Genomic DNA, 12787 nt, shown 5'->3' with positions numbered 1-12787 from the left:
TTTTATTTCTTAATTAATTTAGCACTCGCCGTTTTCCCTGCATCGGTCTTTACCGACACCAGGTAAGCCCCCTGAATCAGCGGCTGTGTGTTAATCTTGGTTACTCTATTTTTTGTCTTGATACTCTGAAGCTGTCTTCCGCCCATATCATATATTATAATTTCACCTTCTTTAAAATCAAAGCCGATCTCGACATAAGCATAATCTGACACAGGATTCGGATAAATCTTGATATCTTTCTTCTCAATCAGCTGATCGATCTGTTTATCGCCAAGCTTTACGATCTTCCAGTTTTCCTTACCAAGTTCTTCCGCGCTGGTTCCGGCAAGGATAATCGAGCCGTCGCGGTTCAGCTTAATATCCGAAAGCCGCTCTTCTTTTTTCCGTGACTCTCCTTTTACATGCTTCCGCCATTGTTCGTTGCCATTCTGGTCCAGATAGAGCATCCAGAAGGTTTCATCATCGGTTTCTACTTTTCCTTCCGCCTGTGTGTAACCACCAAGCAAATATCCTTTAGCTGAGTGATCATCGGAATTCAGCAGAACGCTCATTCCCATCAACATATCCCTGTTCTTGAAATTGTAGGATTTCTGCCAGATTTCTTCTCCTTTCAAATTTGTAGCGATCAACCATAGATCAGTACCTTCTTCAATGCCTACGGTTTTATTTCCTGATTTTTCTGACCTGGATTCGCCGCCGATCAGGAAACCGGTGGAAGTCATCGCGAGGGTCCTTAAATGGTCATCCCCTTTTCCGCCAAAATTCTTTTCCCATTCTACCTTATTGTCTTTAGAAAGCTTAATTACCCAAAAGTCTCCTTCACCATAGTTTTCGGTTCGCTTAGAGCCACCCTCACCGCTTCTTGAATAGATCCCTAGCAATACTCCACCATCTACAGTTGGGATCATCTTCTGCACTTCATCCAATCCTTTACCTCCTAAAGTAATCTTAGACACCACCTTCCCGTTTTTATCCAGTCTTACGATTAAAACATCTTTTGAACCGTAATTCTTCTCTGTTCCCTGAGCAGAACCTGAAGCTATGTTACCTGCTACAAAAAAACCGAAATCTGTGGTCTGTACAGCAGCCCGCGCTTCTTCATCGGCTGCTCCGCCAATGGTCCTCTGCCATAGCTCATCGCCAAATTCGTTGATGCGGATAAGCCAGAGGTCCGAACCGCCTTTTGAATCCTCTTTTTTATCTAATCCTTTATTACTCCATGAAGTGCCTGCGAGAAGAAAACCTCCCTCCTGGGTATTTACCGTTGCAGCGAGATAATCGTGATTTTTACCGGAAAATTTCTTTTCCCAAATTTCTTCTCCGCTTTGGTTCAGCTTTATTACCTTGTAATCGTAGCCGTAATTTTCTCCCGTTTGCGGATCTGCAACCGGCCGTATTGAACTTCCGGTTATTAAATACTGGTTATCGATGGTGGTGATTACCTGAGAAAGAAAATTCTGCGTGGGGGATGGGATGTCTTTCTGCCAAACCAATTCCTGGGCAAAAAATCCTGAAATCGTGTACATGGTAAGTACACTGACAAAGATTTTTTTCATGTTTTATATTTAAGTGTGTTATTAATTTTTAAAATCAGGAAGACTCAGTCGCGGTAATTTATTATAATTGAAGTATTACTTTCTTCAAATGCAACCATGCGGCATGAAGCGCATGTTGATCAATAAACGGTACTTTGTCTATCATGATTGGTTTTTCTGCACTAAATATAATAAATAAATCCAATGCGAATGAAAAATTTACATATCATTGATTTTTAGATATTGTACCAATCTCAAAATATACTAAAATTACAAACTTTAAATCTTACACTATTCAATTTACGATTGAGATACAACACCGATAAAATATGTTTTCCCATTTCCTGAAAGCATTTTTAGAATAGTATTCTCTGAAATACATACGATAAAAGTAATATAAATGCAAAATATTAAATGATGGTAAAAACATAACCATACATCCATACTTCTCATAAAAAGACATACATTCATTTGGAATTTTGTTCCTGCCATATGAAAATTCCGGAGCCCAATCAGTCAATTCTGATCAGATTCCGGAATTTTTATCGTTCAGGTAAAACCTGCATATTAAAAAACCTTAGTATTATTTTTTCGGCAGGAAGACCTCAGCCAGCATACAGCGTGCGCTTCCGCCGCCATTCACTTCGATGGTATTCAGGTCCGAGTGGATGATTTCGCAGTATTTTTCGATAGTGGCGATCTGGTCTTTTGTCAAAGATTTACAGGCTGTTTCGCTCATTACCAAAAATTTCTGTCCGTCTTTGTTCTGTACTTGCAGCATATTGCCCGCAAACTGCTGCATCTGGTCTTCGGAAATTTCGATGATTTCTTTTCCTGAATTTTTAATGGTTTCAATCACTTTGCTTCTTTCCAGCTCATTATCGATACAATCCAGGCAGATGACAACAAACTGATCCGCCACACACATCATGACATTGGTATGATAGATCGGCAGCCTTTCTTCCCCTACGGTCTGAAATGAATGAAATACCACCGGTGTAAAACCATACTTTTCACAGAATTCCCTGAAAAGGTTTTCATCCAGCCTCAGGGAGACCGAACCATAAGCGATTTTATGATCATGGTCGAAAATCATGCTGCCGGTACCTTCCAGGAAATGTCCCTGGGTTTCAGGTAAAGACCAGTCGTCGATTTCAGCGACTTCAAATCCCTGTTTTTTAATCGTTTCAATAATGTCTTCCCTTCTTTCGACTCTCCTGTTGGAGGCGAACATTGGATACAATACTACTTTTCCGTCCCGGTGGAAGCTCACCCAGTTGTTCGGGAAGATAGAATCCGGCGTATGCGGGTCCAGGGTATCTTTTATGGTGATGACATTGATGCCTTTGCTTCTCAGTTTTTCAACGAACATTTTAAATTCCGACAATGCCTTAAACTGGATGTCAAAACCTTTCTGCTCTGTCTGGAAATAATTGTTTTTTGCGGTTTCTTCGTTAAAGCCAAATGCAATGGGCTCTATCATAAGTACGGTATCTGTAGTCTGCATAGTTTGGGTTTTAGGGTTGTTGAGTCTTAGTGTTTTAGTGTTTTAGTGTTTTAGTGTTTTAGTGTTTTAGTGTTTTAGTGTTTTAGTGCAAATTTACTTTTTATAGGTTTGTCGTATAAAATGAGAACCTTATAAATTTAATTGCCGACCTGATTATATTTTTAACTGAAATCGGAAAAAACATCAATCATCCTCTCACTCTCAAAAGCTCCAACACTTCCACTCACAAGCCTCTATTGCTTATTGAAATGTATTTTTTGTTTTATTAATGAAATGTGCACCAATTTTTTGATTGAATCATCATATTCACCAACATTCCGATTATTTGATTGTAATGATCATTTAATATTCTAAACTGTTCTTCGTTAATATATTGACAGGCTAATGCAAATTGGAGCCATGTCTGAGTTTCTCGGGCTTGTCCTTCGGAATCTGTGAGTTTGGCAATAAAAGATTTTTCATACTTTCTTTTGCCCCACGCCTCACTTATGTTCGCTGCAACCGAACATGAGGATCTTCTGATCTGGTCTGTCAGAGAGTAGATTTCTTCTTTGGGAAACGTTTTTGAAATCCCATAGATCTTCATGGCAGCTTCAAAAGATTTCTGATAGACCTTCAGATCCTGATGGAATTTAATTGTTGACATCTTTGTATTTTTAACTAAAATAGAAAAAATATCAATAACTTTCTCACAATCCTATAAAAACAGAAACCCTTACTCTATTACTCTCAAACTCTTCCACACTCCGGCGCTATCACTCTCACACTTTCAAACCTGCTTATTCCCTCACCAATGGCATGGTAGAACACCTCAGCAATCCGCCCATCTTGGAAATTTCGCGGTACGGGATTTCTTCGACGATCATTCCCCATTCGTTACGGAGATGACTGTTCATTCTGGTGAATGTTGTGTCTGAAACCACAATTTCCGGGGAGATGGAAAAAATATTCGGGTTCATTTCAAACATTTCCTCAGCTGTTACGTGGAAGCAGTTTTCTTCACCGAAAATATCGATGATCAGGCGGTAATCGCTTTCGTCCACAAATCCTTCTTTGTAAATGATGCACTTATCTGTTCCGACAGGATTAAAGGTGCAGTCCAGATGCAGGATGCCTTCATACGGAATTTTGTCGTTCTTTTTTAATTCCAGATCGATGATCCTTTTTTTAGGGAAATATTCCTTCAGGATTTCAATGGCATATTCGTTGGTTCTTGCCGTTTTATAATTTCGGTAATCTTCGCTAAAACAGGTTCCGATAAACAAAAAGTCATCCCATACGATTACGTCACCACCTTCAATGTGAGCTGTTTCCGGAAGGTTGATGATTTTTCTCCATGCTACTTTTTCAAAAACTGTTTTGTAAGCTTCCTGTTCGTCCGCACGGTCTGCAATGACGTTGGAGATAATCATTTTATCATCAATCACGAAGGCCACATCCCTTGCAAAAACCTGGTTGTAATCTTCAATAATATCCGGTCGAAGCACTTCTACATCATATTTCTTTAAGACCGTCTCAAAAGCGTCCATTTCTTTGATGATCTCCGATTCCTTCGGATACAGATTGTTTTCAATGGAATAATATGATTTAGCGTCATAACTTTCCAGCAGTGTAGGAACCGGTCCCATGGACTTGGGCTGCCCTAAAACCACTGATTTCAGCCTGCCTGTTTCGTTTTTTATATTTAGTTTCATAAAGAATTATGCAATGCTACAAATATAAGTAAAGGGCTGAATCTGGAAAACTTTCAGGCCTGTTTTAGCGGATTACAGAGAGATAATTCTACCATTGTGTATGATGCCAGTTTTTTATTGATGCTATATCAAATATCTTTATATTTTATCTCTGTAGGAAGTACTTTTCACAGATATTTTTTTAATGCCTTATTTTTTAATGATTTTTTGACTAAAATCCAATTTAAATTCATACATTAGTGACATATTAATCATGTTAAATCACTCAACATCAATCATTAAAACCATTTATTATGAAAACAAAGAATGCTGTGCTTAAAAATGCACAAAAACTTGGAAGGGATCAGCAAAAAAACATTATCGGAGGTGCTTCTGCAGCAAGACGCTGCTGTGAGTGGAATGATACCACAGGAGCCTGTACCATCTGGGTATGCGACCGTTGCCAATGTCCTTAATCAAGGTGAATCTGAAGTATAAAGCATGTTAAAAAGACGGAAGTTGGATGTGAGAAGTTTTTTCTACTAAGAGGCCAATTAGCTTTGATATCAAATGATATTCTGTTAAAGGTAAATCTATTTACATGTCTGATTATCTTCCTGCTTTTTTATTTTGTCAGATTACTGATAATAAATCAATGCTCTCAAAATTATTTTAGTCAAATTAAAAACCTGTCACTTACGGCAGGTTCTTTTTTTTCACTTTACGGTCTTTGAAATATCTTTTTGATAGAGAAATTACTGCAACAACATTACAGACCAGCTGAGCAGGAACAAAGGTTCTTCGGAACAGCATGCTGAAGTCATTGGCTTCTTTATAAATGAAAGGTACCCACCGTTCTTCGGTTTCGTAAGCGTACAGATAATATACGGTAGATGCTCTGAATATCAGAAGCAATACGGATACGAACAGCAATGTGGAAACCGACTGTTTTGTGGAAATAAGAATGATAAAACTGAACGCACAGATAAAGCAGATGATCATTTCCATCTGGTAAAAGATCACATTCACCAGTCCATAAGTCGGATGATCATCTTTTGGCTTGGTATGCAGCATTTCCAGGAAATCGAAGGTTTCGATCAGAAAAATCAGTCCGTAAAGAATATACAGGACAATAAGAATTCGTATCATATTTTTTGCCGGGTATTGCGGTGTATTTTCCATACTTTAAATTACGAAAATTCCGCACAATAAAAAATCCCGAAGAGAAACTCCGGGATTTTTATATAAGTTGAGATATTGCTTATCTGTTTACCATATCGATGTAGTCTCTTTTCTGAGCTCCCTGATATACCTGTCTCGGTCTTCCGATCGGGTCTCCTTTCATTCTCATTTCTTTCCACTGAGAGATCCATCCAGGGAGTCTTCCCAATGCAAACATTACGGTGAACATTTCGGTAGGAATTCCCAATGCACGGTAGATGATTCCCGAGTAGAAGTCTACGTTCGGATACAGTTTTCTTTCCACGAAGTACTCGTCTTCCAAAGCTACTCTTTCCAACTGCATTGCAATGTCCAGAGCTTTGTCCTGGATACCTAAAGCGTTCAGGATATCATCCGCTGCCTTTTTAATGATTTTAGCTCTCGGGTCGAAGTTTTTGTATACTCTGTGTCCGAAGCCCATCAAACGGAAGTTATCGTTTTTATCTTTAGCTTTAGCTACCCATTTGTTTACATCTCCACCATCTTTTTCGATCAGCTCAAGCATTTCGATTACCGCCTGGTTTGCTCCACCGTGAAGCGGCCCCCAAAGAGCAGAAACTCCTGCAGAAACGGAAGCAAAAAGACCGGTATGCGCAGATCCTACCATTCTTACGGTAGAAGTAGAACAGTTCTGCTCGTGGTCTGCATGAAGGATCAGTAATTTATCCAATGCCTGCACCACTACAGGATCGATTTCGAATTCCTGGTTCGGCATTCTGAAGGTCATTTTGTAGAAGTTTTCTACATAGTTCAGGCTATTATCCCCGTGGTTAAGCGGCAATCCCTGAGTTTTTCTGTAGGTCCATGCGCAAAGATGAGAGAATTTGGCAATCATCAATTGTGCGGCAAGGTCCATTTCTTCTTTTGAGTTTACATTAACCGCTTTAGGATTGAAAGCCGTCAACGCGGAAGTTAAAGAAGATAAAACTCCCATAGGGTGAGCAGAACGAGGAAAAGCATCGATGATTTTTTTCATCTCCTCTGCTACGAAATTATATTTTTTAATGTTTGATTCGAAAGAACTGTACTGATCCTGAGTTGGAAGCTCACCGTGTAATAATAGGTACATTACCTCCGTGAAGTTGGATTTATCCGCGATTTGCTCGATCGGATATCCTCTGTAGAATAATTCTCCTTTATCTCCATCTAAGTAAGTGATGTCACTAAGTGTAGCCCCGGTATTCTTATACCCTAAATCAAGCGTGATTAAACCTGTCTGGTCTCTTAATTTTGAAATATCGATTCCTCTGTCTCCGATAGTACTATCCACAATTGGATATTCATATGAATTACCGTCGTAATTCAATATTACTTTGTTGTCTGACATTATTTATTTTTTTTCTAAATATACTATTTATTACAAAATACGGCAAACTAAAAATTTCGCTTGCCGTAATTTATAAATTCGATTGATTATCTTTTGATTTTAAAAGCATCCAGTCCTGGGAAAACCGCTGTTTCACCAAGAGCTTCCTCGATTCTCAGCAATTGATTGTATTTTGCCATACGGTCTGATCTTGAAGCAGATCCTGTTTTGATCTGTCCGCAGTTCATCGCTACTGCTAAATCAGCGATGGTAGAATCTTCCGTTTCACCGGATCTGTGAGACATTACAGACGTAAATTTGTTGTGCTGAGCCATCTGTACGGCAGCCATGGTTTCGGAAAGAGAACCGATCTGGTTTACTTTAACCAGGATTGAATTGGCAATTCCTTCGTTAACTCCTCTTGACAATCTTTCAACATTTGTTACGAATAAATCGTCACCAACCAACTGCACTCTGTCTCCGATTTTATCCGTTAACATTTTCCAGCCTTCCCAGTCATTTTCCTGCATTCCGTCTTCGATAGAGATGATCGGATATTTATTGGCCAGTTCAGCCAGGTAAGAAACCTGCTCGCTGCTGGTATACTGGGCAGCATCCGGCGTCTGGAATTTTCTGTAATCGTAAACCCCGTCTTTATAGAATTCTGAAGCCGCGCAGTCCAGTGCGATCATCACATCGTCACCAGGCTTGTACCCTGCTTTTTCGATGGCCTGAAGTAAAGTATCCAAAGCATCTTCCGTTCCTGTGAAAGTCGGTGCAAAACCACCTTCGTCCCCTACCGCCGTCGATAAGCCTCTTGAATGAAGAATCGCTTTTAAGTTGTGGAAAATCTCCGTTCCTTTTCTCAAAGCATGGGAGAAAGAGTCTGCCTTTACCGGCATTACCATAAATTCCTGGAAGGCGATCGGTGCATCGGAGTGGGATCCACCGTTGATCACGTTCATCATCGGAACAGGAAGCGTATTGGCATTTACCCCACCCACATATTTGTATAAGGGCATTTTCAGGTCTGCTGCTGCTGCTTTTGCGGCAGCCAAAGAAACCCCAAGAATAGCGTTGGCTCCAAGATTCCCTTTGTTGTTGGATCCGTCAAGATCGATCATGATCTGGTCGATCAGGTTCTGATCGAAAACCGGAAGGCCTACCAATTCAGGGGCGATTACTTCTCTTACATTTTCTACAGCCTTGGAAACGCCTTTCCCCATCCATTCCGAACCGCCGTCACGCAGCTCTACCGCTTCATGTTCCCCGGTAGACGCTCCGGAAGGTACGGCAGCACGACCCATCGCCCCGCTCTCTGTGAATACATCTACTTCTACTGTAGGATTCCCTCTTGAATCCAAAATTTGTCTCGCTTCTATGTAAGAAATGTAACTCATTGTTCGTTTTTTTATAGTTCAGACAAATTTAATCAATTTTTAACGTTATGAAGCAAATGGGGTGTAATTTATACGTTTATTCAGAGTTAAATTTTAGTTAATTTAGATTTTTCAGATAAGGAATCGAAGGCGCGAAGAAATATTCGCCGCCTTTCAAAGTAACAAAGCTTTTGAAATCCATCTGTACACTTTCCGTATTTTCCCCGAAACATAAAGCCTCTGCTGTAAAAGAGCTGCCTTGGCCGATAATAGGATCTTTCTTTGCATTAGCACGCAATTGGGAAGCCTCAAACTGGTCTTTAATATTGCTCTGAAAGCTCATAAATAAAAGCCCTCGCTTTTTTTCTCCGGTATCTTCAATATCTAAAACAGCACCGTACGGGATTCCCCTTCTGGCCATAATCATCGAACGCGAAGCCTCATCACGTTCATTCGTGGCACGGATGTGATTCAGGAAAGGACATTTTCCAGCTTCGTTTCCATATTTAAAATTATTCGTCAGATTGTCGAGAATTCCGTCTTCATGTGATAAAGCATATGGGGTTACCGTCTTCAAATCTGCCTACCATGACAGCACCTACAATTTCATCGTTTTCCAGGTTCATTTTTTCAGCAATTTGTTTTTCCTGTCTTTTAAAACCTTTTACATCCTGTTCCAGCTTACGGAATACCAAAAAGCTTCCGAATGCATTTTCATTTTCCAGCAAAGGGTCTTTTACCAGTACTTGTTCCAGTGGAAAAGCTGGGTCGAAAGCCTGGAAATATTTATACTTTTCACGGTACGCCTCTATTTCTTCTCGGAAAAAAAGTGGCTGGCTGATTCCATCTGCATATCCGAAATGCTCAATACCTTCTCCTCCAGGGTTTCTGATGACGTTGCCGTTTTCAATTTTCAGAATGTCAGAAAAAACCATTTAGTTCTTTTACCAGAAGCTGTTTATGGTTTTGAACGGTATCATAATTATCATCGGCGATCAGGATCATTGCATGAATTTCTTCCTGATACCCTTCTTCCCATTTTGTAACATCCGGATCTTCCAGTTCGGCATTTTTCATGCTTGTTAAGAAATCTGCTTTTTCCCAAGATAGGAATAGCCTTCACCGGTAAGGTAGAATCCAAAGAATACACTACCCGAAATGCCGTTTTTCTTAAATATAGCTGTTTCCTTCAATTGTTTTTTACAGGAAGTCACTTTTCCTGAAAAGCTTTTTAGCCATTCTACGGCCTCTTCTCTTTTATTTTTATAAAATCGGATAAACAGATGGGAAGTAAAATTTCTGCCATGCCCTTTAAGGATATTTCCCTGCAGGTTTCCTAGCATCTGATCGTGTTTAACATTATTCGGATCAAAAAGCTCCTCTTGTTTTTCTGAATTGTTCATAATTATTTAGGTTTTATAGAAATTGTATTCACTTTTGAAAGATTGTATGTAATGCCGAAGAAATGTCCGAATTTGAATTGTTTTATCGTAGGAACCTGTCCGCTGGTTCCCAGATCATATATTCCTCCCGCCTGAAACCTGTCTGCCAGACGGTCTACCACTCCCATACTAAGCCCGCCGGAAAGAATCCACCGCTCTTCTCTGCCCAGAATAATACCTCCTCCAAGGATGAGCTGAAACTTCTGGTTCTGCGTAAAAACCGCTCCAAAGCTGAGTTGCGGCTGTACCCAGGAATTAATTCTGAAATTGGTATTAATGGTAGAGCCGAATGCAAAATCGTAATTTCCATGATTCTTTAAGACAATCTCCTTGTTTCCCGAATCATCTGAGATATCCCTCGCTTCATACTCTTTATCAAACAGGCTCGTCAGAAAAACACCGGCACTGATGTCTATCTTCATCCCGCCTGTGATCCATACCTTGTATTTTCCGGTGAATGTCTCGTCTTCCGCATTCGTTTCTTTATTAACCCTTTTAACGGTAAATTCAATGGCATCTATGTTTTTGCCCTGGTGTTCCATGGGAAGTGTGTAAAATTCATTAGAGAAGAAATATTTAGTTTCAAATGACTTCAGCATCTTATCCGCCTGGTCTATGTTACTTTTGATATTTTTTTCAGCTTTAGCCTTTTCCTCCTCCGATAAGAGATTTTTGTATTCCGGATTATTCATCCCCTGTTCTAAACAGGCTTTATTTGCATGCGCTTCATAATTTGCCTGTTTAAGAGTATCAAACAATAACGCTCTGTCTTTTTTAAAGTCATCATCAAGACTTTCTTTATTCGTATTTTCCAATTCAAACCGGTCCAGGGTAATTTCTAAATTTTCCAGCCTTTTTTCCAGTTTCTCATTTTTTTTCGGCAGGCTCTCATAAGTGGCCGCATCATACTGTTTTGCAAATGCTTCTTTATTATCGGATGGCTCCGAAAATAAGCGGTTCCATTCATCAGCATTCATGAATAAGGTAATGGGAGCACCGTTTATCCTGTAGCTGTATTTTAAAGGATTTCCTTTGATTAATTTTAAAGAAATCAAATCTGCGGATCTTACTGAAAGCCATCTTGCAGAATCCCCCTCACCATCTTCAAATCGCAATGATTTCTCAGTAGGTGTACTCAGATCCAAAGCCAACACTCTTGTTTTCTGTGCATGTACCAGACAGGAAAATGCAATACTTGTAAGCAGTAAAAAATTTTTCATATTGTTGATTTTTAAAATGATTATTTACTTTTACCGGGCGAAGGAGCCAGAAGCCCGGCCATTGCTCCAATTGCTCCTGATGAAATTGCAGTAAAAATAGTGATGAGCTGATTTTCCAATCTGATTCCATCGATTGAAATGATAATTAATCCAATAATGATTGAGATCACCGCAAGCCCAAGTGAAATAACGATAATTCTATAAATCCAGTAGTCCGTATCCTTGGGATTTCTTGTTTCAACGCTGCCCAACGCTGCCACAGGATCATTTTTAAACTTTTCCTGAAGATTATCGTCATTTTTGAGTGCGGTGGTCAGTCCTTCGATACTGTCGTCAATAATTGTTTTCATGGTTATCGATTTTTTAAATTCCTACCTCAAAGTTCTCACAAAAACAAATCCCTGTCAATTACACAAACGGGTGATTTACAATAAAAAACAGCACCATAAAAATGATGCTGCTTTATTTAAACTTAAAAATCCAATTACAATTTAATCCTGAAAAACAGATGCGTCCCATTTTCCGTCATGACTTCACAATGCCCGTTCTGTTCCTGCATCCTGCGCTTCATGTTGCGTAAGCCGTTGCCTTCAGGGTTTTCAGGATCGATGCCGACTCCGTTATCCGATATCTTCATCATGAATTCTTTTTCCTGTTGAATAAAGGAAAGGGTAAGCCTGTCGGACCGGCTGTGTTTATAAGCATTATTCAAGGCTTCTTTAAGGCATAAAAAAAGGTTGCGCCGCTGTTCTGTCGTAATGGTGGTTTCCGAAATCACATTTTCATTTTCGATATGAAGGACGATGGTTGTTTTTTTGAGGAAGTTCCGGGCGTAGGATTTGGCATAATCGATAAAGCTTCCCAAGGTATCATTTCCGGAATTGAGGCTCCAGAGCATTTCCCGCATGGAGAGATTCATGTCTTCGGAGGTTTTCAGGAGTTCATCGATGTCGCTTTTGAGATCTTCGTCTTCAGCACGCTGTTTTAAAAATTCCGCCTGGAGTTTTAGGGCTGAGATCCCGGCTCCGAGATCGTCATGCATGTCGTGGGAAATCCGTTCCCGTTCTTTTTCGATCAGTTTTTGTTTTTCGAGTTCTTTCTGGAGGAGTTGGTTTTGGTGTTCAGATTCTTTGAGCTGGTTTTCTTTGAGGTAAAGGAGTTGTTTTCGGTTGTACATTAAAACAATGAAAATGATGAATGAAATAAAGAAAAACATTACAATTGTAATAATAATGTATGTTAATTTTATCTCAGTTAAGTTTTTGTCATCGAATACCATACATTTTACTATATTTTAATAATGAAATAAAAGATGAAATGTAAAAGAGAATATTTATGACGAAAAAGAATGATTGAGAAACAATTAGAATTTTATTATCAAATTGATCAAACATATATCTTGGAATAACTCTTAAAATAAAAAAAACTCCCCAAAATAATAGCCCACTGGAAATCCAAAATTTGGGTTCATCAATTATAAAGATTTCATTTGGATATTTGATTT

Annotated in this window: 15 protein-coding genes; 1 reads left to right on the top strand and 14 read right to left on the bottom strand. The window is 39.3% G+C overall.

The window, feature by feature from the left end:
- Window positions 1-2: 2 nt before the first annotated feature.
- From ACED20_RS04350 to ACED20_RS04335, 4 genes are all read right to left on the bottom strand, one after another.
- Window positions 3-1556, bottom strand: coding sequence for a T9SS type A sorting domain-containing protein (locus ACED20_RS04350; protein ID WP_378103598.1), 1554 nt, complete (start codon window positions 1554-1556; stop codon window positions 3-5).
- A 562-nt stretch (window positions 1557-2118) separates the two neighbouring features.
- Entirely contained in the window at window positions 2119-3042 is a 924-nt protein-coding gene (ctlX, locus tag ACED20_RS04345) for a citrulline utilization hydrolase CtlX (protein ID WP_294239825.1), read from the bottom strand.
- A 265-nt stretch (window positions 3043-3307) separates the two neighbouring features.
- Window positions 3308-3688, bottom strand: a complete 381-nt coding sequence (locus ACED20_RS04340; RefSeq protein ID WP_294239823.1) for a four helix bundle protein — start codon at window positions 3686-3688, stop codon at window positions 3308-3310.
- A gap of 133 nt (window positions 3689-3821) precedes the next feature.
- The gene (locus ACED20_RS04335) at window positions 3822-4736 is read right to left on the bottom strand and encodes a dimethylarginine dimethylaminohydrolase family protein (protein ID WP_288448407.1); all 915 of its coding nucleotides are present in this window, start codon (window positions 4734-4736) and stop codon (window positions 3822-3824) included.
- 293 nt (window positions 4737-5029) lie between these two features.
- On the opposite strand from ACED20_RS04335, the gene ACED20_RS04330 reads away from it, so the two are divergent.
- Window positions 5030-5191: a hypothetical protein gene (locus tag ACED20_RS04330; protein ID WP_288376255.1), complete on the top strand. Its 162-nt coding sequence runs from the start codon at window positions 5030-5032 to the stop codon at window positions 5189-5191.
- A 220-nt stretch (window positions 5192-5411) separates the two neighbouring features.
- Here ACED20_RS04330 and ACED20_RS04325 read toward each other — a convergent pair whose 3' ends face one another.
- The 10 genes from ACED20_RS04325 to ACED20_RS04280 form a co-directional block, all read right to left on the bottom strand.
- Window positions 5412-5864 (bottom strand): hypothetical protein, encoded by a 453-nt coding sequence (locus tag ACED20_RS04325; RefSeq protein ID WP_378103595.1) that lies wholly within the window; start codon window positions 5862-5864, stop codon window positions 5412-5414.
- 112 nt (window positions 5865-5976) lie between these two features.
- Window positions 5977-7263 (bottom strand): citrate synthase, encoded by a 1287-nt coding sequence (locus ACED20_RS04320; protein ID WP_378103593.1) that lies wholly within the window; start codon window positions 7261-7263, stop codon window positions 5977-5979.
- An 86-nt stretch (window positions 7264-7349) separates the two neighbouring features.
- On the bottom strand, window positions 7350-8642 hold the full coding sequence (gene eno, locus ACED20_RS04315) for a phosphopyruvate hydratase (protein ID WP_288448413.1): 1293 nt from the start codon (window positions 8640-8642) through the stop codon (window positions 7350-7352).
- Between the two features lie 97 nt (window positions 8643-8739).
- Window positions 8740-9198 (bottom strand): hypothetical protein, encoded by a 459-nt coding sequence (locus ACED20_RS04310; protein WP_378103591.1) that lies wholly within the window; start codon window positions 9196-9198, stop codon window positions 8740-8742.
- A complete protein-coding gene (locus ACED20_RS04305) occupies window positions 9164-9556 on the bottom strand; it encodes a hypothetical protein (protein ID WP_378103590.1) in 393 nt (130 codons plus the stop codon). The genes ACED20_RS04310 and ACED20_RS04305 overlap by 35 nt, the downstream gene beginning before the upstream one ends.
- Entirely contained in the window at window positions 9543-9698 is a 156-nt protein-coding gene (locus tag ACED20_RS04300) for a hypothetical protein (protein WP_378103589.1), read from the bottom strand. Before ACED20_RS04300 ends, ACED20_RS04305 begins: the two co-directional genes overlap by 14 nt.
- Before the next feature lie 5 nt (window positions 9699-9703).
- On the bottom strand, window positions 9704-10024 hold the full coding sequence (locus tag ACED20_RS04295) for a hypothetical protein (RefSeq protein WP_378103587.1): 321 nt from the start codon (window positions 10022-10024) through the stop codon (window positions 9704-9706).
- A gap of 2 nt (window positions 10025-10026) precedes the next feature.
- Complete coding sequence (locus ACED20_RS04290; protein ID WP_288376263.1) at window positions 10027-11283, bottom strand: hypothetical protein; 1257 nt, start codon at window positions 11281-11283, stop codon at window positions 10027-10029.
- Between the two features lie 20 nt (window positions 11284-11303).
- Entirely contained in the window at window positions 11304-11633 is a 330-nt protein-coding gene (locus tag ACED20_RS04285; protein WP_288376265.1) for a hypothetical protein, read from the bottom strand.
- Window positions 11634-11767: 134 nt separating this feature from the next.
- Window positions 11768-12499, bottom strand: coding sequence for a sensor histidine kinase (locus ACED20_RS04280; protein WP_294238703.1), 732 nt, complete (start codon window positions 12497-12499; stop codon window positions 11768-11770).
- Between the last annotated feature and the right edge of the window lie 288 nt (window positions 12500-12787).

Origin of the sequence: Chryseobacterium sp. sg2396 (assembly GCF_042610505.1) — a bacterium.
In the GTDB taxonomy this organism is placed as follows: domain Bacteria; phylum Bacteroidota; class Bacteroidia; order Flavobacteriales; family Weeksellaceae; genus Chryseobacterium.
The sequence above is the reverse complement of the archived record's forward strand: the minus strand, read 5'-3'. Positions and strand labels throughout refer to the sequence as shown.

Excerpts from the sequence above, each read along its gene's own strand:
- ACED20_RS04280 (WP_294238703.1), bottom strand. The coding sequence starts at position 12,499 with ATGTTTTTCTTTATTTCATTCATCATTTTCATTGTTTTAATGTACAAC.
- ACED20_RS04350 (WP_378103598.1), bottom strand. The coding sequence starts at position 1,556 with ATGAAAAAAATCTTTGTCAGTGTACTTACCATGTACACGATTTCAGGA.
- ACED20_RS04300 (WP_378103589.1), bottom strand. The coding sequence starts at position 9,698 with ATGAAAAATGCCGAACTGGAAGATCCGGATGTTACAAAATGGGAAGAA.
- ACED20_RS04335 (WP_288448407.1), bottom strand. The coding sequence starts at position 4,736 with ATGAAACTAAATATAAAAAACGAAACAGGCAGGCTGAAATCAGTGGTT.
- ACED20_RS04295 (WP_378103587.1), bottom strand. The coding sequence starts at position 10,024 with ATGAACAATTCAGAAAAACAAGAGGAGCTTTTTGATCCGAATAATGTT.
- ctlX (WP_294239825.1), bottom strand. The coding sequence starts at position 3,042 with ATGCAGACTACAGATACCGTACTTATGATAGAGCCCATTGCATTTGGC.
- ACED20_RS04285 (WP_288376265.1), bottom strand. The coding sequence starts at position 11,633 with ATGAAAACAATTATTGACGACAGTATCGAAGGACTGACCACCGCACTC.
- eno (WP_288448413.1), bottom strand. The coding sequence starts at position 8,642 with ATGAGTTACATTTCTTACATAGAAGCGAGACAAATTTTGGATTCAAGA.
- ACED20_RS04340 (WP_294239823.1), bottom strand. The coding sequence starts at position 3,688 with ATGTCAACAATTAAATTCCATCAGGATCTGAAGGTCTATCAGAAATCT.
- ACED20_RS04305 (WP_378103590.1), bottom strand. The coding sequence starts at position 9,556 with ATGGTTTTTTCTGACATTCTGAAAATTGAAAACGGCAACGTCATCAGA.
- ACED20_RS04320 (WP_378103593.1), bottom strand. The coding sequence starts at position 7,263 with ATGTCAGACAACAAAGTAATATTGAATTACGACGGTAATTCATATGAA.
- ACED20_RS04290 (WP_288376263.1), bottom strand. The coding sequence starts at position 11,283 with ATGAAAAATTTTTTACTGCTTACAAGTATTGCATTTTCCTGTCTGGTA.
- ACED20_RS04330 (WP_288376255.1), top strand. The coding sequence starts at position 5,030 with ATGAAAACAAAGAATGCTGTGCTTAAAAATGCACAAAAACTTGGAAGG.
- ACED20_RS04325 (WP_378103595.1), bottom strand. The coding sequence starts at position 5,864 with ATGATACGAATTCTTATTGTCCTGTATATTCTTTACGGACTGATTTTT.